At 68.4% G+C, this 20,850-nt stretch carries 21 protein-coding genes; 15 read left to right on the top strand and 6 right to left on the bottom strand.

Going from position 1 to position 20,850, the window contains the following annotated elements:
* Positions 1-272 precede the first annotated feature (272 nt).
* From ACYVKL_RS08900 to ACYVKL_RS08870, 7 genes are all read left to right on the top strand, one after another.
* Positions 273-2,402, top strand: a complete 2,130-nt coding sequence (locus tag ACYVKL_RS08900; protein ID WP_379168237.1) for an AMP-binding protein — start codon at positions 273-275, stop codon at positions 2,400-2,402.
* A 117-nt stretch (positions 2,403-2,519) separates the two neighbouring features.
* On the top strand, positions 2,520-2,906 hold the full coding sequence (locus ACYVKL_RS08895) for a hemophore-related protein (protein ID WP_379168235.1): 387 nt from the start codon (positions 2,520-2,522) through the stop codon (positions 2,904-2,906).
* 25 nt (positions 2,907-2,931) lie between these two features.
* The gene (locus ACYVKL_RS08890; RefSeq protein ID WP_379168233.1) at positions 2,932-3,639 is read left to right on the top strand and encodes a response regulator transcription factor; all 708 of its coding nucleotides are present in this window, start codon (positions 2,932-2,934) and stop codon (positions 3,637-3,639) included.
* A complete protein-coding gene (locus tag ACYVKL_RS08885) occupies positions 3,636-5,036 on the top strand; it encodes a sensor histidine kinase (RefSeq protein ID WP_357198260.1) in 1,401 nt (466 codons plus the stop codon). Before ACYVKL_RS08890 ends, ACYVKL_RS08885 begins: the two co-directional genes overlap by 4 nt.
* Positions 5,037-5,109: 73 nt before the next feature.
* Entirely contained in the window at positions 5,110-6,267 is a 1,158-nt protein-coding gene (locus tag ACYVKL_RS08880) for a YhgE/Pip domain-containing protein (RefSeq protein WP_379168231.1), read from the top strand.
* A gap of 148 nt (positions 6,268-6,415) precedes the next feature.
* Entirely contained in the window at positions 6,416-6,697 is a 282-nt protein-coding gene (locus tag ACYVKL_RS08875; protein ID WP_213560659.1) for a hypothetical protein, read from the top strand.
* Between the two features lie 55 nt (positions 6,698-6,752).
* On the top strand, positions 6,753-7,427 hold the full coding sequence (locus ACYVKL_RS08870; protein ID WP_379168229.1) for an RDD family protein: 675 nt from the start codon (positions 6,753-6,755) through the stop codon (positions 7,425-7,427).
* A gap of 69 nt (positions 7,428-7,496) precedes the next feature.
* On the opposite strand, the gene ACYVKL_RS08865 is transcribed toward ACYVKL_RS08870, so the two are convergent.
* Entirely contained in the window at positions 7,497-7,862 is a 366-nt protein-coding gene (locus ACYVKL_RS08865) for an FKBP-type peptidyl-prolyl cis-trans isomerase (protein WP_213558167.1), read from the bottom strand.
* An 89-nt stretch (positions 7,863-7,951) separates the two neighbouring features.
* Between ACYVKL_RS08865 and ACYVKL_RS08860 the strand changes: the two genes are divergently transcribed.
* A complete protein-coding gene (locus ACYVKL_RS08860; RefSeq protein WP_379168226.1) occupies positions 7,952-8,755 on the top strand; it encodes a TrmH family RNA methyltransferase in 804 nt (267 codons plus the stop codon).
* Complete coding sequence (locus ACYVKL_RS08855; protein ID WP_213558169.1) at positions 8,752-9,045, top strand: DUF2537 domain-containing protein; 294 nt, start codon at positions 8,752-8,754, stop codon at positions 9,043-9,045. The genes ACYVKL_RS08860 and ACYVKL_RS08855 overlap by 4 nt, the downstream gene beginning before the upstream one ends.
* Positions 9,046-9,070: 25 nt before the next feature.
* On the opposite strand, the gene ACYVKL_RS08850 is transcribed toward ACYVKL_RS08855, so the two are convergent.
* The 3 genes from ACYVKL_RS08850 to serC form a co-directional block, all read right to left on the bottom strand.
* On the bottom strand, positions 9,071-9,805 hold the full coding sequence (locus ACYVKL_RS08850; RefSeq protein ID WP_379168223.1) for a DUF6928 family protein: 735 nt from the start codon (positions 9,803-9,805) through the stop codon (positions 9,071-9,073).
* A 217-nt stretch (positions 9,806-10,022) separates the two neighbouring features.
* Positions 10,023-11,105: a septation protein SepH gene (gene sepH / locus ACYVKL_RS08845; protein WP_379168221.1), complete on the bottom strand. Its 1,083-nt coding sequence runs from the start codon at positions 11,103-11,105 to the stop codon at positions 10,023-10,025.
* 220 nt (positions 11,106-11,325) lie between these two features.
* Positions 11,326-12,450, bottom strand: coding sequence for a phosphoserine transaminase (gene serC / locus ACYVKL_RS08840; protein ID WP_357198274.1), 1,125 nt, complete (start codon positions 12,448-12,450; stop codon positions 11,326-11,328).
* 132 nt (positions 12,451-12,582) lie between these two features.
* On the opposite strand from serC, the gene ACYVKL_RS08835 reads away from it, so the two are divergent.
* Positions 12,583-13,389, top strand: a complete 807-nt coding sequence (locus ACYVKL_RS08835; RefSeq protein ID WP_379168219.1) for a hypothetical protein — start codon at positions 12,583-12,585, stop codon at positions 13,387-13,389.
* Here ACYVKL_RS08835 and ACYVKL_RS08830 read toward each other — a convergent pair.
* On the bottom strand, positions 13,386-14,255 hold the full coding sequence (locus ACYVKL_RS08830) for a polysaccharide deacetylase family protein (protein ID WP_379168216.1): 870 nt from the start codon (positions 14,253-14,255) through the stop codon (positions 13,386-13,388). The two genes, ACYVKL_RS08835 and ACYVKL_RS08830, sit on opposite strands and share 4 nt — an antisense overlap.
* Positions 14,256-14,614: 359 nt before the next feature.
* Between ACYVKL_RS08830 and ACYVKL_RS08825 the strand changes: the two genes are divergently transcribed.
* Positions 14,615-15,436, top strand: coding sequence for an RDD family protein (locus ACYVKL_RS08825; protein ID WP_379168214.1), 822 nt, complete (start codon positions 14,615-14,617; stop codon positions 15,434-15,436).
* Between the two features lie 66 nt (positions 15,437-15,502).
* Here the strand turns inward: ACYVKL_RS08825 and ACYVKL_RS08820 are convergent, their stop codons facing one another.
* Positions 15,503-16,645, bottom strand: a complete 1,143-nt coding sequence (locus ACYVKL_RS08820; protein ID WP_213558174.1) for a citrate synthase 2 — start codon at positions 16,643-16,645, stop codon at positions 15,503-15,505.
* A 133-nt stretch (positions 16,646-16,778) separates the two neighbouring features.
* Between ACYVKL_RS08820 and pdxH the strand changes: the two genes are divergently transcribed.
* The 4 genes from pdxH to ACYVKL_RS08800 all read left to right on the top strand — a co-directional run bounded on the left by pdxH (position 16,779) and on the right by ACYVKL_RS08800 (position 20,698).
* Entirely contained in the window at positions 16,779-17,495 is a 717-nt protein-coding gene (gene pdxH, locus ACYVKL_RS08815; protein WP_379168881.1) for a pyridoxamine 5'-phosphate oxidase, read from the top strand.
* 109 nt (positions 17,496-17,604) lie between these two features.
* Entirely contained in the window at positions 17,605-18,888 is a 1,284-nt protein-coding gene (locus ACYVKL_RS08810; RefSeq protein WP_379168212.1) for an MFS transporter, read from the top strand.
* 185 nt (positions 18,889-19,073) lie between these two features.
* Positions 19,074-20,387, top strand: coding sequence for a citrate synthase (locus ACYVKL_RS08805; protein ID WP_357198297.1), 1,314 nt, complete (start codon positions 19,074-19,076; stop codon positions 20,385-20,387).
* Between the two features lie 188 nt (positions 20,388-20,575).
* Positions 20,576-20,698 carry a hypothetical protein gene (locus ACYVKL_RS08800; RefSeq protein WP_379168210.1) on the top strand — a complete coding sequence of 41 codons (123 nt, stop codon included), beginning with the start codon at positions 20,576-20,578 and terminating at the stop codon, positions 20,696-20,698.
* Positions 20,699-20,850: the final 152 nt, after the last annotated feature.

Below are 20,850 nucleotides of genomic sequence, written 5' to 3'. Positions count from 1 at the left end.
GCTCGACAGACGATGCTGACCGAGAACGGCGGCTGGCCGAGAAATTGCGTCCATGACGGCCGAAATATGTGACATGCGATTCTAACGGATCAATAACTTCTTGTGTGACCTCTTGGCAACCACCGGCTTCTGACCAGCCGTTTGCAGGCAAAATCAAAGGTCGCGGCGCCCGCCCGGACGTCGCGTGAAGTCTGCCACAATCAGGCTGATCTATCGAGGCGGGCATCTTCAGCGCTTCTCAGGACACAAGTCGGAGCTAGGGAGTCACCGGGTTGAACGCTAAGCAGGAGTACCGACCGGCGTATCAGCTGAGCCTGGTCGATCCCTCGGAGTTCTGGCGCACCGCGGCCGAATCCATCAGCTGGGATGTGCCTCCCACCCAGATTCTCGATACCGCAGCCCGCCCGACGGCGCGGTGGTTTCCCGACGCTCGCCTCAACACCTCCTACAACGCGCTGGATCGTCATGTGCGCGAGATCACAACTCCGGACGGGTCTTTCGAGGGTCAGGAGGGGGGTCGCGCCCAGCAACCGGCCCTAATATACGACTCGGCTATGACCGGGTCCAGGCGAATCTACACATATCGGGAACTGCTCGACGAAGTCGCCCGATTTGCCGGATCCATGCTGCGACTGGGCGTCAAGACCGGTGACCGCGTTGTCATCTATATGCCGATGATTCCCGAAGCCGTGGTGGCCATGCTCGCCTGCGCCCGAATCGGCGCGGTGCACTCGGTGGTCTTCGGCGGCTTCGCCGCCCACGAACTCGCGGCCCGCATCGACGACGCCGAACCTGTGCTGATCATCACGGCCTCCGGCGGCCTGGAACCCGGCCGCCGCATCGAATACCCGCCCATCGTGCTGGCCGCCCTCGACCTCGCGCTGACCACCGCCCCGCGCACGGTGCTGGTCAAGCAGCGAGAAGGCTTCCCCACCATTCGTTTCCCCGCCGAGCAGGCCGCCACCGACTCGCTGCCGGCCTCCTCCGAGACCGTGGCCGCCCGCTGGCTGGACTGGGACGAGGCGCAGATCGGCGCCGAACCGGCCGAACCGGTCTCCCTGGCCGCGACCGATCCCCTCTATATCCTCTACACCTCCGGCACCACCGGGAAACCCAAGGGCGTGGTGCGCGACAACGGCGGGCACGCGGTCGCCTTGGCCTGGTCGATGCGCAACATCTACGAGCTCGGCCCGGGGCAGACCATGCTCACCACCTCCGATATCGGCTGGGTGGTCGGGCACTCCTACATCGTCTACGCGCCACTGCTGGTCGGCGCCACCACGATCCTCTTCGAGGGCAAGCCGATCGGAACCCCCGACGCGGGCACGTTCTGGCGCCTGGTGGACGAATACAAGGTGGATGTGATGTTCACCGCACCGACCGCGCTACGCGCCATCCGCCGCGCCGATCCCGAGGCCGCGCTCGCCCACCAGCACGATCTGTCCGGGCTGCGGGCGCTGTTCTGCGCGGGTGAACGACTGGATCCGGCCACCTACGAATGGACCGTCGACACCCTGCTCGCCGACCGCCCCGACTGCCCGGTGGTGGATCACTGGTGGCAGACCGAGACCGGCTGGCCCATCTGCGCGAATCCGCTCGGACTCCAGCAGCTTCCGATCAAGCCGGGTTCGGCGTCCGTGCCGGTGCCCGGGTACCGGCTGCGGGTGCTCGACTCCGAGGGCAACGCGGTCGCCCCGAACACCGAGGGCAATATCGTCATCGGGCTGCCGCTGCCGCCCGGCACCCTGACCACGCTGTGGAAGGACGACGAGCGCTACGAACGCTCCTATCTCTCCGCCTACCCCGGCCACTATCTGACCGGGGACTCCGGCTTCTTCGACGAGGACGGCTACCTGTTCGTCCTGGGCCGCAGTGACGACGTCATCAATATGGCCGGGCACCGGCTGTCCGCGGGCGGGATCGAGGCGGCCATCGCCGGGCATCCGGCCGTGGCCGAGACCGCGGTGGTCGGCATTCCGGACGAGCTCAAGGGCCAGCGGCCGATCGGGTACGTGGTGCTCAAGACCGGCGTCGACATCGAGCCCGAACGGCTGCGCGCCGAGATCATCGACCGGGTGCGGGAGCGGGTCGGCGCCATCGCCACCCTCTACGACGTGGTCGCGCTGTCCTCGCTGCCCAAGACCCGCTCCGGAAAGATCCTGCGCCGCACCATGCGTCAGATCGCGGCGGGCGAATCCTTCGAGGTGCCGCCCACCATCGACGACGCCGCCATGCTGCCCACCCTGGAGAAGCAGATCCGCGACGCGGTGACGCTGATGGAGGACAAGGAGCGGATCGCCGCCGCCGAGGCCGCCGCGGTCGCCACCACCCCGATCCGCCGGCCCGACCCGAACGCCGGCGATCCGGCCGCGCCGACCGGCGACACCGCCGTCTCGGGCTAGCCTCAGAGTCTTTTCAGAATTGGTTCATCGGCCTCCTAGTTGAAGGGTTTAGCGTCGGGCGGGCGTGCGGGAGTCGCACGCGACTGTCGCTGTGCCTACTGCAAAGAAGGTCGCTGAATGAGCTTCGTCCGTAATCGTCGTGCCGGTGTGCTCCTCGGAGCCGGCGCGGTCGCCGCCGTCGCCCTCGCCCTCGCGCCCGCCACCGCCTCCGCCGCCCCGGCGGATCTGGTTGCGCCGCTCCTGAACTCGACCTGCTCGTTCGCCCAGGTGGACGCGGCGCTGCACGACAAGTCCCCGGCCCTGGCCCAGTTCCTGGACCAGAACCCCGGCTACAAGGCCGAATTGAAGGCCAAGTTCGACCTGTCCCCGGCCGAGCGACAGGCCGAACTCGACCAGTACCTGCGCGACAACCCGGACGCCGCCAACCAGGCCGCCGCCGACCCGCGCGCCGGTGGAATCGCCGCCTCCATCCAGCAGGTCGCCGACTCTTGCAACAACTACTGACCTAGCGGCTGCCAGAATGGAGCCCGTGGTCGAACGCGGTGAGGTACCTACAGTCCTGGTCGTCGACGACGACGAAGATGTGCTCGCGTCGGTCGAGCGCGGGCTCCGGCTGTCCGGGTTCCGGGTGGTCATCGCCCGGGACGGGGCGGCGGCGCTGCGCAGCGTGAACGAATTCGCCCCGGACGCCATCGTGCTGGACATGAACATGCCGATCCTGGACGGGGCAGGCGTGGTGACCGCGCTGCGGGCCATGGGCAACGAGGTGCCGATCTGCGTGCTGTCCGCCCGCAGTTCGGTCGACGACCGCATCGCCGGGCTGGAGTCGGGGGCCGACGATTACCTGGTCAAACCGTTCGTGCTGGCCGAGCTGGTGGCGCGGATCAAGGCGCTGCTGCGGCGGCGCAGTGACGTGCCCGCGTCCGTGATTCCGGGCGCGATCACGGTGGGGCCCTTGGAGGTCGACGTCGCCGGGTATCGGGCGCTGCTGCACGGCGCCGAGATCGAGCTCACCAAGCGGGAATTCGAGCTGCTCTCCACGCTCGCCCGCAGCGCCGGCGTGGTGCTGAGCCGGGAACGGCTGCTGGAGCTGGTGTGGGGCTACGACTTCGCGGCCGACACCAATGTCGTCGACGTCTTCGTCGGCTATCTGCGCCGCAAGCTCGAGGTGGAGGACACCCCGCGGCTGCTGCACACCATCCGCGGCGTCGGGTTCGTGCTGCGGGCACCCAAATGACCGGGGCGGCAGGCCCTTTCGCGCCCGCGGGCAAGCGCGCCGGCCGCCGCTGGTCCTACACGCTGCGCCTGCGCGTCGCCGCGGCGGCCGCGCTGGGCGCGACCATCATCGTGGCGATCCTGAGCTGGATCACCATCTACGCGATCGGCCGCAGCAATATGGCGCAGGCCGATCAACAGCTGTCGATGGTGTCGCGGCTGGTGCTCATCCAGCCCGTCTTCGCCGTCAATGTGGTCGACATCCTCGCGCCCAACAAGGAAATGGCGCTGACCGTGCGCATGGCGGACGGCTCGCTGGCCAGCACGCCGGTGCGGCTGCCCGAGCTGCCGGTCGGCAATGCCACCGTCATCGTCGACGGCAGCACCTACCGTGTGCTCACCACGACCGAGGCACAGCCCGCGGGACGCGTTGTCTCCCTGGGCATTCCGACCAACCAGACCGAGAAGACCATCAACGAGCAGCGACGCTGGGTGTACCTGGCCGCGGCGCTGGCGGTGACGGCCTCGGCCGGGCTGGGCTGGCTGCTGGGCGGGCGCGCGGTGCGGCCCATCGTGAAACTCACCCGCGCGCTCGACGAGCGCAGCCCCAGTGGTGAACCGGGCATCCCGCTGGACGGTTCCGGGGTGAAGGAGGCCGACAAGCTCGCCGAGGCGGTCAACACCCTGCTGGAGCGCGTGGACCGGGCGCAGCAGGAAACCGCCACCGCGCTGGAGACCGCACGCGATTTCGCCGCGGTGTCCGCGCACGAACTGCGCACTCCGCTCACCGCCATGCGCACCGACCTCGAGGTGCTCAGCACCCTCGACCTGAACGAGGAACAGCGGCGCGAGATCCTGACCGACCTGCAACGCGGCCAGAATCGGGTGGAGACCACCCTGGCCGCGCTGGAACGGCTGGCCGCGGGTGATCTCACCAATGACGGGGACCACGTGGTCACCGATGTGGGCGAACTCTGCGACGCCGCCGCGCAGTACGCCATGCGGCACTTCCCGCAGTTGACGGTGCGGATCGACACCGACGCCGAGCTGGTCACCCGGGGCCTGCCCACCGGGCTGCGGCTGGCCGTGGACAACGCCCTCACCAATTCGGCGCGGCACGGCGGGGCGACCCAGGCGCTGGTGTCGGCGCATCGCGCGCGCGACGGGCGCATCGTCATCACCGTCGACGACAACGGGCGCGGGCTGCCGGTCGCCGAGCGCGAGCAGGTGTTCGCGCGTTTCTTCCGGGGCAGTCAGGCCACCAAGGGCGGCTCCGGGCTGGGGCTGGCGTTGGTCGCGCAGCAGGCCCAATTGCACGGCGGCCGCGCGTATTTCGATGATGGACTACTGGGCGGGGTGCGCCTGGTGCTGGAGATTCCCGACCGCGGGGCGTGGTGGCCGCCGTCGGCCCCGGTGTGAGTGCACCGGTCTTTACCGAACTCTCAGACAACCGACAGAGCTGCGGGCATACCGGACCCGTACGGTCTGAACAGTGTTCGGAAAACGATCTCGCTGGGTCCTCGTCGTCCTGCTGCTCGCCGCCGCCGTCGCCGCGGGCGCGGTGGGCATCACCCGGTTGCGTTCCGCGCCGACCGCGGTCGCGCTGATCAACGACGACTCCGGCCCGTTGGGCGCGCGCATCGCGAAGGGCCTGCAGGACAGCGGAATCCGGCACTGGGATGTGGTCGACGAGGCGAGCGCCGCGGACTACGCGGCCGTGGTCACGTTGCCCGCCGACCTGAGCGCCGACATCAATTCCCTGGTCACCGACAAGCCCAAGAAGGCGCAGGTCACCGTGACCACCCACGATCGAGCCGACCCGAATCTGGTCAATGACGCGGTGACCGAGGTGACGAAGAAGGTCAGCGCGGCCGGGCTGGACACCCTGTTCTCGACCATGAACACCGCGCGACTGCAGGTCTCGCAGATCTCCGGGACGTCGGGGCTGCTCAGCGCGGGCGTACAGGCGGCGGCCGACGGCGCCCAGCAGTTCTCGGGCGGGGCGGATCAGCTGACCGGTTTCCTGGCGCAGGCGAAAGCCGGTGCGGGGCAGCTGACCTCCGGGATCGACGCACTGAACGCGACCTTGTCCGCGGCCACCACGCAGGCGAATCAGCTTGCCACGGCGCTGGATTCGACCGGGGTCACCATGTGGCAGGTCTCGCAGGCGGCGAGCACGCTCTCTGGCGGCCTCAACCTCGTGGTGCCGTTGCTGCAGGCGCTGCCGTTCGCCGGGGATCCGCAGCTGGCGAGTGTCATCACCCAGCTCCAGGGTTTGCAGAACGTGGCGAATCAGGCGGATGTCCAGCTCAGCGGCTTCGCCAAGCTGACCGGCACCCAAGTCACTCCGGATACCAAGGTCGGGCAGCTGCTGCGCGACGCGGCCGGACGGCTGAATGACGCAAGCGCCCAGTTGAATCAGGGCGCGTCGCTGGCGCAGAGCATTCCGGCGATCGCCGATCAGGCGGGCGCGCAGCTGGTGACCGCGATGGATGCGCTGACCGGCGGAGTCGCCCAATTGCAGTCCGTCACCAAGCTTCTGAGCAATCAGACGAACCAGGCCATGGGCTCACTCCCCCAGCTCGGCGTCCCCCAGCAGACCGTGATCGCGGCGGCCCTGACCGACCCGGTCGACATCGTTCGCAAATAACGTTTGCAAACAATCAGCAACGATCGGCGGTTCGCGGGAGTACACTGTGCCCGAATTGCTCTAATCGAGACGTTTCATCAGCTCGTCTGCTCGTTCCGCACCTTGGCTCCACCCAGCGCCCGGTACCGGAGAGGAAACGATCGTGAGCATGTTGATGGCCGCGCACGACATGTACGGCACGGTTCTCGCCCAGATGGGCAATCCCACCGCGGAAACCCCGCCGATGGCCGACAAGATGATGAAGATGTTCCGCTACTTCACCTGGTTCACCCAGATGTCGGGCATCGCCGCCATCACCTACGGCGGCGGGCGTTTCGCCTGGGAGAAATGGGGCGGCGGCTCGGCCTCCCCCAAGATGGTCGCCAACGCCATGCTCGGCGGCGCGACCGCCACCAGCGCGGGAACCATCATGAATGCCATCGTGGGGTAGCGATTCGGGAGACAATGCGGGGGCCATACCCCCGCATCCCCCTGGGGAGGAACCGATGACCTACGGCAACGATCCCTACTCGCAGCAACCGCAGCAGCCCGGATACGGGCAGCAGCCACCCGGGTACGGTCAGCAGCCGCCTCCCGGATACGGTCAGCAACCGCCCCCCGGCTATGGTCAGCAACCACCCGGCGGCTACCCCGGACAGCCTCAGGACTACGGGTACCAGCCCGCCCCCGGCTATGCCGCCTACCCGGCACCGCCCTACGCCAGTTGGGGCGCGCGCGTCGGCGCGTATCTGATCGACCGGCTGATCGTCTTCGTCCCCGCCGCCATCTTCTACGGCCTGGGATTCGCCATCGGTTTCAAGGACGCCGACTGCGTCACCGAGCAGACCGACACCTCCTACAGCACCAACTGTTCGGGTGGGCTGTCCGGGGCGGGCGTCGCGCTCATCGTCGTCGGCGCCCTGATCGCCCTGGTCGGCGGCCTCTGGCTGATCTACCGGGAGGGCACCACCGGCCAGACCCCCGGCCGGAAGATGCTCAACATCAAGCTGATTCGCGAAGCCGACGGCCAGGTGCTCGGCTTCGGGATGGCCTTCGTCCGCCAGCTCTGCCACGCGGTGGACAGTCTCGCCTGCTATCTCGGCTGGCTCTGGCCGATCTGGGACGCCAAGCGGCAGACCTTCGCCGACAAGATCATCAGCAGCATCGTCGTCAAGGTGTAGCGGTCCGAACACGACAGTGCCCGCCGCGCGGAATGCGCGGCGGGCACTGGTCTTTCGGCGTCCGGCGCGTCAGTTGACGACGTCCAGCAGGTCGATGACGAAGACCAGGGTCTTGCCGGAGAGGTGGTGGCCGGCGCCCGCGGGGCCGTAGGCCAGGGTCGGCGGGATGGTGAGCTGACGACGGCCGCCGACCTTCATGCCGGGGATGCCGTCCTGCCAGCCCTGGATCAGGCCGCGCAGCGGGAAGACGATCGACTCGCCGCGGTCCCAGGAGGCGTCGAACTGCTCGCCCGAGTCGTACTCGACGCCCACGTAGTGGACATCGACGGTGTCGCCGGGCTTGGCTTCGCTGCCGGCGCCCACAACGAGGTCCTTGATCACGAGTTCGGCGGGGGCGGGGCCGTCCTGGAACTCGATTTCCGGCTTGCTGCTCATGGGCTGTCCTCTTCGATTAGGGGATCGGAACGTTGACCACCCTATGCCCCGCGTATTCGGCCGCCCCCGGCGGAGGCGAAAATGGGCCGGTGGCCGAAGTAATCGATATCGACGATCCAGCAGATCCGCGGGTCGCCGATTTCCGCGACCTCAATAACGCCGATCGACGGCCCGACCTGCCCGGGGGCAAGGGTTTGGTGATCGCGGAGGGCGTGGTGGTGGTGCAGCGGATGCTGGCCTCGCGGTTCACGCCGTTCGCATTGTTCGGGGTCGCCAACCGATATGAGCAGCTGCGCGAGGATCTCGCGGCGGTGGATATTCCGTATTACCGGACCAGTGCCGACGTGATGGCGCAGGTGGTCGGATTCCATTTGAATCGGGGCGTGCTCGCGGGGGCATATCGGCCGCGGGAACTCACCCCCGCGGAAGTGGTCGCGCAGGCGCGCACGGTGGCGGTGCTCGAGGGCGTGAACGACCACGAGAACATCGGATCCATCTTCCGCAATGCCGCCGGACTCGGCGCGGACGCGGTGCTGTTCGGGGACCGGTGCTCGGATCCGCTGTACCGGCGGGCCGTGCGAGTGTCGATGGGGCACGTGCTGCGGGTCCCGTTCGCGCAGCTGCCGCCGTTCCCGGCGGGGCTGGACGTGCTGCGCGACAACGGTTTCCAGATCGTGGCGCTGACCCCGAATCCGAAGGCGGACACCCTCGCCACCGCCATGACCGGCGAGAAGGTCGCGCTGCTGCTGGGCGCGGAAGGGCCCGGGCTGACCGAGGAGACCATGCGGGCCAGCGACATCCGGGCACGCATCCCTATGACTCCGGGGACCGATTCGCTTAATGTGGCGACAGCGGCCGCCATGGCCTTCTACGAGAGAGTGCGAACCGAGTGAGTCATCCGCCCGACGGACCCTACGGATACGGGTATTCCGAACCGACCCCGTGGGCCAGCGGCATCGCCGTGGTCGTGCTGGTGACGGCGTTGACCGCCACGGGCGTGTACGCGTTCGGCGCCGCGCTGGCGCAGATCCATTGGCTGCTGGCGGTGGTGGTCAATCTGATCGCGGTCGGCGGGGCCGCGCCGACCGCCTGGCGCTGGCGGTACGCGCCGGTGACCCGGTGGGTGATCGCGGGCCTGGGCGCGGGCGTGCTGGTGGCCTGGCTGAGCCTGCTGCTGTTCTGATCCCGCCGCACCGAGGCCCGGAGTGTCAGGAGACGCGGTCGCGTCCGCGCAGCCAGCGCAGCAGTCCGCGTTTCCCGTTGTGCTCGACCGGCGGTTCCGGTTCGCTGTCCAGTGCGGGCGCTTCCCCCTTGGGGTACAGCGAGAACCCGCAGATCTGGATCTGGTCGGGGGTCAGGTCGTCCTCGGAAACCTGGTTCCGGTACCGGAATCCGAGCCACTCCTGATTGGCGGCGTCGGCGAAGTCCGGCGGGTCGAAGGGCAGCAGCTGCGGGTCGGGCAGTTCGCCGGGTACCAGCCGGATGGGATGCTCGCCCGCCCAGTAGGGCCGCTCCCAGACCCGCGGCATGCCCTCGTCCTCGAGGATGTTGACCCGGGTCGCGCTGAAGGAGCGGCGGAATTCGCCACGCTCCCAATACGCGAACGCGCCCCAGCCCAGTGACAGGTCGTAGGAGATCAGGAAGGTCTGCTCGGAGGCGAGCGGGCGGACCAGCAGCTCCGGCAGCCGGGTGGGCCGCGGCAGCGCAGCCTGGGTGGAGCAGACGACGGTGACGCCGGGATAGCAACCGATGTAGACGGATTCGCGGTCCGGGCCCGCCCAGACCTTCATGGTGCCGGAGGCGGCCGGCACCACGTCCCGGTCCGGATTGAGCTGTTTGGCGAGCGCGAAGGCGGCATCGGGGTCGGGTCCCGGATGCGCGCGCAGCACGGCCACCGGATCGGGGGCGTCGACGTACCAGAGGGATGAGACCGTTGATGGCACCGAAGTCACCTCCCTCGCACGCGAGCTACCTTTTAGCAACACATAGCGGCCGGGTCGGAACCGACGCCGATCGGCCGGGACCGACCGCCAACGGGATTGAATCTACCCCCGCGACAGCCCGAAATGCGGCTGTTCCCAACGCCGTTTCGCGGCGCGGCGACGAACGACATGCCGGAGGGTTAGTTACCCTCCGGCATTCGTGAAGATCGAAAGGGCGTCAGTGACCCGAGCTGCGCACGCCTAGCAGCACGTCCTCCCAGGACGGCATCGGAGCCTTGCCGCCGCGCTTGGCCCGATTCGGCTTCTGCGCGTTGGCTTTCGCGGCGGGCTGCGCCGGAGCGGGCGCCGGTTCCGGAGTGGCCTCGGCGGCCGGAGCCGGAGCGGGCGGCGTGGCGGGCAGTGCGGGGGCCGCCGCGGTCGCGGCCGGAGCAGCAGGCTGCACCGGAGCCGCCGGTTCCACCGCCGCCGGAGCCGGCGCGGGTGCGGGTGCAGGCGCCGGAGCGGCGGCCGTGGTCACCGGGACCGTGCCGTCGCCGACGGCGGCGCGCTGCTCGTAGTAGTCATCCACGTTCTGCTGCTGGGCGACTCGCGCCGGCGCGGGTTCGTACTCGACGGTCCGTTCCTCGCGCGGGGCGGGCGCGGGCGCGGCCACCGGAACCTCCGCCAGGACCGGGTCGGTCTGGTCCGGCAGGATGGTCGCCAGACCCCGCAGGGCCCGGCCGAAGTCGGGATCGATGAGGTCCGAGGCCGGATCGTCGAGCGGCACCACGGAACCGCCGTGCGCGTCGGGCTGGTAGCGCCAATGGGCGGCGATCACCGAACGGCCCGCCTGCCACTGCAATTGGGCGACCCAGTAGCCCTTCTCGTCCTTCCAGGCATCCCATTCGGCGACCTCGATATTGTGGCCGCGCTCGGCGAAGGCGGCCGACACGATCTCGATCAGGGTCTCGATGGCGGGACCGTCGTTGCGGACGGGGTGCGCCTTCTGCGCCAGCTCGGCGGCCCGGGCGCGTTCCAGCAGAACGGGATACGCGAAACGTTCGACGCGCGAGAGCGGCATGCCCGACTCTTCGGTGACCTGCTCCACCGAGGCGCCGGCACGGATACGAGCCTGGATATCGCGAGGGCGCATCGTGGCTTCCGTTTCGATCTCGATTTGGCCGAATCGGGCAAGATCTCCGCGGGCAGCGGCGCGCAACTTATCGTCGGCGGCGAGGCGGTACTTCTGACCGCTCTCGGTGTCGATGCATACGATATGCGTGGAATCGGGCGTCAATCCGATTACTCGAAGTTCACGCACCGTTACCTCCTGTTCGCTGCGCAACTCACAGCTATAGCTAGGCTCGCGACACCGCCCACGATCTGGAACAGTAGTGCACTTCTGTGAATCATGGGGCAAGACACGCGGCGCGGAAATCTGTTCCCAGACTTCCGCGCCGCATTAGTGTGATCGATTCGCCTCAGCTCCGAAACCGGGTTTCACGTGGCGCGTTCGCCCGATCAGGCGCCATTTCTACTGATCAGCCGAGCTTTTCGACGACCCAGTCGATGCAGCGGGTCAGCTGCGACACATCGTCGGGGTCGATGGCCGGGAACATGCCGACACGCAGCTGGTTACGGCCCAGCTTCCGGTACGGCTCGGTGTCCACGATGCCGTTGGCCCGCAGCACCTTCGCGACCTGCGCGGCGTCGACGGTGTCTACGAAGTCGATGGTGCCGACAACCTGCGAGCGCAGCGCCGGGTTCTGCACGAACGGCGTGGCGTACGCGCTGGTCTCGGCCCACGAGTACAGGCGCGAGGACGAGTCGGCGGTGCGCTTCACGGCCCAGTCCAGACCGCCATTGCCGTTCATCCACTCGATCTGGTTGGCGAACAGCAACATCGTGGCAAGCGCCGGCGTGTTGTAGGTCTGATCCTTGGTCGAGTTGTCGATCGCGATCGGCAGCGACAGGAACTCCGGGGTCCAGCGACCCGAGTTCTTGATCTCCTCCACCCGCTCCAGCGCCTTCGGGCTCATCAGCGCGATCCACAGGCCGCCGTCGGAGGCGAAGCACTTCTGCGGGGCGAAGTAGTACACGTCGGTGTCGGCGATGTTCACCGGCAGACCGCCGGCGCCCGAGGTGGCGTCGATGGCGACCAGGGCGTGCTCGGAACCGGCCGGACGCGACACCGGGATGGCGACACCGGTCGAGGTCTCGTTGTGGGCCCAGCCGATCAGGTCGACCGACGGGTCGGAGGTGGGCTCGGGGGCGTCGCCCGGCTCCGACTTCACCACGATCGGGTCACCGATGAACGGGTTGCCCTTGGCGACCGAGGCGAACTTCGAGGAGAACTCGCCGTTGCTCAGGTGCAGCGACTTCTCGCGGATCAGGCCGAAGGCGGCGGCGTCCCAGAACGCCGTGGTGCCACCGTTGCCCAGCACGACCTCGTAACCGTCGGGCAGGGAGAACAATTCGCGCAGACCCGAGCGCACCCGTGCCACCACGTCCTTGACCGGCTTCTGCCGGTGCGAGGTACCGAACACCGAAGCGCCGGTATCCACCAGGGACTGCAGCTGTTCGGGACGCACCTTGGAGGGTCCGCAGCCGAACCGTCCGTCGGCGGGCTTGAGATCGTCGGGGATGGTCGGGAACGCAGAGGTCATGGCGACCAGGGTAGTAGTGCTATCACCCGCGCTCACGGCCGGGTCCGGTCCGAAAAACAATCCCGCGGGCGGGTACCGGAAACGGCGCGTACGGCTGTGTTCGGCACCACACAGCCGTTACGGTTTACCGCCATGGACATGGCCGCAGAGCAGCGACCGAGCACCACATCCGACCAGCCGCCCGCTTCCACCCTGGCGCCACCCCCGGATTCGGACCGGCAATCCCCAACGGATTCGACACCGGTCCGGCCCGATCCGATGCGCCCTCGGCCCGATCCTGCGCGTCCCCGGCCCGGCGAAGTCCCCCGCCTCGGACTGCTGGCCCGGCTGTCCTCGCAATTCGGCTCCCGCGGCCTGACCCGCCGCGGCCCGCTCCTCGACGACGCCGCCCGCCGCGCACTGCTGCTGCACGGCCTCGAGGGCACCGCCACCGTGCTGAGCGCGCACGCCGACGCCGAGACCGGCCCGGAGTTCTGGGTGCGCGTCCAACTCGAGGACCGGCACGCCTACGAGACCCGGGTCCGCCAGCGCGCCACCACCGCCGACCGGGAATGGATGCAGCCCGGCGACATCGTCTGCTGCCGGGTCGATCCGGGCGATCACGATCGGGTGGTGCTGTATCTGCCCGCACCCGAGGAGACTTCGCGCACCAATATCGCCAAGATCCTGGCAGACGGCCGCCGCGCCCGCGCCACCGTGCTGGCCACCACCCCGGTGGCGGCGGATTACACCGGCCGCGACGACCCGGTGCTGCGCCTGGACCTGGAACTGCGCGCCTGGGACGAACCGAGCCCGTGGCGGGTGCGGGTGGTGCAGCCGGTCCCGCTGTCCGCCCTGGAACTGGTCGATCTGGGCCGGCATCTGGAGGTGGCGTTCTTCACGGTCGACCGCGGTGAATCGGTCGCGGTCGACTGGGCCGCTTCCCGGCGCGACGACTAGGGCAGATGCACGAATTCGAAGCCGTTGGCCCGCAGCGCCGGGAGCGCGGCCAGCATGCCCGGGCCGGTGCCCGACTTGGGGCGATGCATGTGGGCGAGTGAGATGCCGCCGGACTTGGCCGCCGACATCGCGGACTGCACCTGGCCGGCGGAGGCCGTCGCACCGAAATCGGCGTTCACCGAATAGCCGACCGGGGTTTCGCCCAGTTCCTGCACGATCGACACCGCCACCTCGTCGTAGTGGGCGGTGCCGGCCCGGAAGAAGCGCGGGCCGTGCCCGGTCAGGGCGGCGATGCGCTGATGATTGCCCCACACCTCGTCCACCGCGGCCTGGGCCGAGGCGGTGCCCTTGATCTCGTAGGCGGCGCGGCCGTTCACCGACAGCGGGCAGTGCGCGGTGCCGTGATTGCCGATCTCGAACAGCGGGTTACCGGCCAGCTGCCCGGCGCGGGCCGGGTTGGCGTCGATCCAGCGCTTGTTCAGGAACAGGGTGGCCGGAATCCGCTGCGCCTGCAGGAAGGACAGCAGGTTCTCGTCGATGTCGTTGTTGCCGGGGCCGCCGCAGGCGTCGAAGGTGACGGCGAACTGCTTGCCGGCCGGGTTGAACCCGGTGAGGATGCCGTCGAGGTCGACGCCCCACGCCTTCGGGGTCTGACCGGCATGCTTGGCCGCCACCGCGTCCGGGGACACCGTGGAGACCGGTAGCCGCGCCGGCGCGCCGGCCGGATCGGCCGCGCCACGGGGCGGTTCGAGGATGCGGTCGGACGAGTTGCCGTTCGCCACACCGCATCCGGCGGTGGCGAGACCAGCGGCCAGTGCCGCACCCACGGCGAAGAAGCCGCGTCTGGACAGTCCTGCGTCGAGCACCGGTGCAGGTTATGTGAATCCTGGGCCGCTAGCCACAACCAGAATCACGATTCTTCCAACCGTCGCGAACCGGCAACCAATTCGCCACCACGGTTGGAGCAGCCGTAATCCATTGTTCGACCGCACGATTCACCAGGGATGCGCACGGCGCGGCAGGGGCGGGCCGCACCACCCATAGGTGAATCGGCAATCTCGCAGCGCGCACAGCGTGTCCGCATTTCCAGCGCCATTCGGACTCCTCGTCCGCACGCTACCGACCCGGGCGCACCAGTGTGATCGATTTCCTTTTCATATCGGGGCCCCGAGTGCCCCAGACTGTAGCCTGCCCGACCGAAACAACCCTTTTGCAAGGAAGCGCATTGACTTATCCGAACAACCCGTACCCGCAGCAGCAGCCGGGGTACGGCTACCCGCCCGCCGACCAGCCCGCCCCGGGCTACGGCGCGCCCCAGCCCGGTTACGCGGCCCCGCCGCCCGGCTACGGGGCTCCCCAGTCGCCTTACGGCGCACCGCAACCCGCGTACGGGGCGCCCCAGCAGCCGGCGTACGACGCACCCCAGCCCGCCTACGGCGCTCCGCAGCCCGGTTACGGCGCGCCGCAACCCGCGTACGGCGCTCCGCAGCCCGGCTACGGTGCGCCCCAAACTCCTTATGGCGCACCGCAACCCGCGTATGGCGCACCCCAGCCCGGCTATGCTCCGTTCGGGGGATACGGGGCACAGTATGCGAGCTGGGGAGCACGAGCGGGCGCCTATCTCATCGACGGCCTGATCTACGCACTGCCCGCGGTGATCCTGCGGGTCATCGGGGTGACCGCGGGCACCTCGAAGGTGGAGTGCGAGGTCACCAGCGGCTATCACACCTCCTGCACCGGTGGCGGATTGAACGCGATCGGCTGGATCTGCATGCTGCTGGCCGCGGTCGTCTACCTCGGCGGCCTCGCGTTCCTCGCGAACCAGGAGGGCACCACCGGTCAGACGCCCGGCAAGAAGGTGGCCGGCATTCGCCTGATTCGCGAATCCACCGGGCAGCCCGTCGGTTTCGGCCTGGCGTTCGGCCGCAAGCTGCTGCACATCATCGACGCTCTCCCCTGCTACCTCGGCTTCCTGTGGCCGGCTTGGGACGAGAAGAAGCAGACCTTCGCCGACAAGGCGGTCGGCACCATCGTCGTGAAGGCGTAGCACCCCACTGAACGGCAATGGCCCGCAGCGATCATTCGCTGCGGGCCATTGTTCGTTCGAGGCACTCTAGTTGTGCGACACCAGGTCCCACCCGGTGACGGTCTCCGGCTTGCGGGGGGCCGGGCCGGTGTAGATGGCGGCCGGGCGGACCAGCTTGCCGAGCTGCTTCTGCTCGAGGATGTGGGCGCACCAGCCGGCGGTGCGGCCACAGGTGAACATGGCGGGCATCATGTGCGCCGGGACCTCGGCGAAGTCCAGGATCACGGCGGCCCAGAACTCGACGTTGGTCTCGATGGCGCGGTCGGGGCGGCGTTCCCGCAGTTCGGCCAGGGCGGCCTGCTCCAGGGCGGCGGCGACCTCGTAGCGCGGGGCGTCCAGGCGCTTGGCGGTGGCGCGCAGCACGCGGGCGCGGGGGTCCTCGGCGCGGTAGACGCGGTGGCCGAAGCCCATCAGCTTTTCCTTGCGGTCCAGGATGCCCTTGACCAGAGCCCGTGCGTCGCCCGACTTCTCGACGGCTTCGATCATCGGCAGCACGCGGGCGGGGGCGCCGCCGTGCAGCGGTCCGGACATGGCGCCGATGGCGCCGGACAGCGAGGCCGCCACGTCGGCGCCGGTGGAGGCGATGACGCGGGCGGTGAAGGTGGAGGCGTTCATGCCGTGCTCGGCGGCCGAGACCCAGTAGGCGTCGATGGCCGCGGTGTGGCGCGGGTCCGGGTCACCCTTCCAGCGGGTCATGAACCGCTCGGTAATGGTGGTGCACTCGTCGATCTTCTTCTGCGAGACGGCCGGCTGGTAGATGCCGCGCGCCGACTGGGCGACGTACGACAGCGCCATCACCGAGGCCCGGGCGAGGTTCTCGCGGGCGGTGTCGTCGTCGATGTCGAGCAGCGGCTCGTAGCCCCAGATGGGGGCCAGCATGGCCAGGCCGGCCTGCACGTCGACGCGGACGTCGCCGGTGTGGATGGGCAGCGGGAACGGCTCGGCGGGCGGTAGGCCGCGACCGAATTCGCCGTCCACGAGTAGCGCCCACACGTCACCGAAGGTGACCCGGTTGGCGACCAGGTCCTCGATGTCGACGCCGCGATACCGGAGCGCACCGCCGTCCTTGTCGGGTTCGGCGATGTCGGTGGTGAAGGCCACCACTCCTTCGAGACCGCTGACGAAACCGTCGGGGACGACGGAGCTGGGTACCGCAGCGCTGGCAGTCATGTTGTGACTCTCCTTGCAAATGGTGCTGCCCGATCCATGGGCAGCCACGCCGATCAACTGGAGCTTAACCCCAGCATTACTCCGGAGTAACGTCTGGCCCATGGTTGACCAGGAGAAATTGGCCACTGGGCCGATGGCGCACGAAGTCCCGGTGGATATCGATATCGCGGCTTTGCGTGTCGAGTACGGGGTCGATCAGGGCGACAACCATCCGCACCGCGACACCGACCTGGACGAGACCTGGTTGGCCGACGGCTGGGAGCCGTTGCTGCGCAATTGGATCGAGGACGCCACCAGCGCGGGCATGACCGACCCCAATTCCATGGTGCTCAGCACCGTGGAGATCACCGAGACCGGTCCGCGCCCGTCCTCGCGAACCGTGTTGTGCAAGGGGCTGTCTCCCGAAGGTGTGACTTTTTACACGAATTACGACTCGTTCAAGGGCCGCCAGCTGACCCAAACCCCGTACGCGTCGGCCACTTTCGTCTGGCCCGCGATGGGGCGGCAGGTGACGGTGCGCGGCCCGGTGCGGCGGGTGTCCGCCGAGGCCACCGCGGTGTACTGGCAGTCCCGCCCGCGCGGGTCGCGGCTGGGGGCGTGGGCCTCGGAGCAGTCGCGGACCATCGCCTCGCGGGCGGATCTGGACGAGCGCATGAACCAGACCCAAGCTCGCTTCGCCGAGGTGGACGACGTTCCGGTGCCGCCGTTCTGGGGTGGCTTCCAGATCCGGCCGGAGACCGTCGAGTTCTGGCAGGGCCGTCGCAGCCGCATGCACAACCGCATCCGGGTCACCGCCGAGCCGGGCAATACCGATGTGTCGGCCATGAAAGTCGAACGCCTCCAGCCGTGAACGAACCTTTTCGCTCACCCGGAAGAGTTGGATATCTCACGTTCAAATGATGGGATCATCGGTCCAAATTTACTGGCCAAGCGCACTTTGACCTGGCTAGGTTGAGTCGGTGAAGCTGCTCGCCGACATAACTCCATTACGGAATCCCGACTACCGGAGGCTCTGGACCACCGGCATCGTCACCGTGATCGGCGCGCAGCTGTCCGTCGTAGCCGTCCCCAAACAGCTCTACGACATCACCCACAGTTCGTCCTACGTGGGCCTGGCCGGCCTGTTCGGCCTGATCCCGCTCATCGTCTTCGGGCTCTGGGGCGGCGCGCTCGCCGACGCCATGGACCGCCGCAAGATGCTGCTCATCACCTCCGCCGGCACCGGCCTGACCGCGCTGGCCTTCTGGGCGCAGGCCGCGGCCGGACTGAACAACGTGTGGCTGGTGCTGATCCTGTTCTCGGCCCAGCAGGCGTTCTTCGCCATGAACCAGCCCGCCCGCAGCGCCATCTACCCGCGGCTGCTGCCGCCCGAGCAGCTGCCGGCGGCCAATTCGCTGAGCATGACGGTCATGCAGTTCGGCGCCATCGCGGGACCGGTGCTGGCGGGCATGCTGATTCCGTTCGCGGGCCTGTCCACGCTCTACCTGCTCGACGCGGTCGCCCTGCTGGCCACGCTGTGGGCCTCCTGGAAGCTGCCGCCCATCCCGCCGCACGGCGAGTCCCGGCGCGCGGGCCTGCGCGAGGTGTTCGACGGCTTCGCCTACCTGGCCACCCAGCGGATTCTGCTGGCCTCCTTCGCGGTGGACGTGGTGGCCATGGTGTTCGGCATGCCGCGCGCCCTGTTCCCGCAGATGGCGCAGGACAGTTTCGGCGACTCCGCTTCCGGTGGAACGGCTCTGGGCCTGCTGTTCGCGGCCATGTCGGTGGGCGCGGTGCTGGGCGGGGTGTTCTCCGGCTGGCTGTCGCGGGTGCGGCGGCAGGGCCTGGCGGTGGTGGTCTGCATCGTGCTGTGGGGGCTCGGCATGGTCGGTTTCGGCCTGGCGGTGGGCCTGATCGGGCACGGGCTGAGCATGACGCTCGCGCTCTGGATCGCGCTGGCCTGCCTGGCCTTCGGCGGCGCGGTGGACATGTTCTCGGCGGCGCTGCGCACCACCATGCTGCAGTCGGTGGCGACCGACGAGATGCGCGGCCGGCTACAGGGCGTGTTCATCGTTGTCGTGGCGGGTGGACCGCGCATCGGTGATGTTGCGCACGGTTTCGCGGCCGCGGCGGTGGGTACCGCGACGGCCGCCGCGGGCGGCGGCGCGCTCGTCGTGATCGGCATGATGGCGGCGGCCGTGGTGTTTCCCGCGTTCGTGCGATACCGGGTGGCACGTGCCCATTCCGAGGTTCCGGTGGCCTGACGTCCGGCCTTCATGCACATAGCACATGACCGCCGCTCGCCTCACCTGCGAACGATGTGACTGTGAGGTAGTCAAGGGACACCCTCATTACTCGGGCGTAGTGGACAGCGGCTAGCGTTGAGGCAAGCGCATCGTGTGTCACCCGCGTCGATGCCTACGGTTTCAAGCCTGAGAGGGATCCTTCCGTGCCCGCTGAGAACATCATCAACGTCGACGACGACGCCAAGCCGGTACTCCAATACCCGGGCGGCGAGTACCCGATGACCGTCGCCAAGGCTGTCGAGGGCAATGACGGGATCGACCTGGGCAAGCTGCTCGCCAGCACCGGGTACACCACCTACGACCCCGGTTTCATGAACACCGCGTCGACCAAGTCGGCCATCACCTACATCGACGGTGAGGCGGGCATCCTGCGCTACCGCGGGTACCCGATCGAGCAGCTGGCGGGCAAGGCGACCTTCATCGAGGTCAGCTACCTGCTCATCTACGGCGAGCTGCCGACCCCGACCCAGCTCGACGACTTCACCGACCGGATCCGCCGGCACACCCTGCTGCACGAGGACCTGAAGCGGTTCTTCGACGGCTTCCCGCGCAACGCGCACCCGATGCCGGTGCTGTCCTCGGCGGTCAACGCGCTGTCGGCCTACTACCAGGACTCGCTGGACCCGCGCGACCCCGAGCAGGTCGAGCTGTCCACCATCCGACTACTCGCCAAGCTGCCGACCATCGCGGCCTACGCGTACAAGAAGTCGGTCGGCCAGCCGTTCCTGTACCCGGACAACTCGCTGTCGCTGGTGGAGAACTTCCTGCGGATGACCTTCGGCTTCCCGGCCGAGCCCTACGAGGTCGACCCGGAGATCGCCGCCGCGCTGGACATGCTGCTCGTCCTGCACGCCGACCACGAGCAGAACTGCTCGACTTCGACTGTGCGCCTGGTGGGTTCGTCCGACGCCAACCTGTTCACCTCGGTGTCCGGCGGCATCAACGCGCTCTGGGGCCCGCTGCACGGCGGCGCCAACCAGGCCGTGCTGGAGATGCTCGACGAGATCAAGGCCAACGGCGGCGACGTCAAGGAGTTCGTCCGCAAGGTCAAGAACAAGGAAGACGGCGTGAAGCTCATGGGCTTCGGGCACCGCGTCTACCGCAACTACGACCCGCGCGCGACGCTGGTCAAGAAGGTCGCGGACAACATCCTGGCCAAGATCGGCGGCGACGACCAGCTGCTCGACATCGCCAAGGCGCTGGAAGAGGCCGCGCTCACCGATGAGTACTTCATCGAGCGTCGCCTGTACCCGAACGTCGACTTCTACACCGGCGTCATCTACCGGGCCATGGGCTTCCCGACCCGCATGTTCACCGTGCTGTTCGCCATGGGCCGGCTGCCGGGCTGGATCGCGCACTGGCGCGAGATGCACAGCGAGCCGCTGAAGATCGGCCGTCCGCGCCAGATCTACACCGGTTACGGTGAGCGCGACTACGTGGAGATCAACGCTCGTTGATCCCTTCGGGCCTGCGCCCGAACAGATTTCGCGGAATCCCCGCCGCCCACGCATCGTGGCGGCGGGGATTTTCGTTTACAAGGACTTGTTAAGGATCTTGCTGGAGCGGGGCGGCAATCTTGTTCTCGGGAGCGGGAAACCGGCTCACAGAACACGAAACAGATTGTGCCGCAAGCACAAACGGATGAATGAGGGAACACATGAACCCGCTGTACCTGCTCAACGCCGGATCCTCGATCGCCGCCAACGCGACGGCCGCCATCGGCAATCTGATCAACATCTTCAACGCACTGACCCACCCGCACCCCTGAGCCGACGCTGAGGGACAGCGCCGGGGGGCGAGGTTCCGGGGGTGACGTCGGGGGGCGACACCCGGAGGGGACGACAGGTTCCGGGGGAATCGGGGGAATCGCAGTCGGGGGGCTGCACTCCGGGGGGGGAATCGCAGTCGGGGGCTGCGCTC

The organism is Nocardia tengchongensis (assembly GCF_054781395.1).
This window is presented reverse-complemented; position numbering and strand designations above follow the sequence as displayed.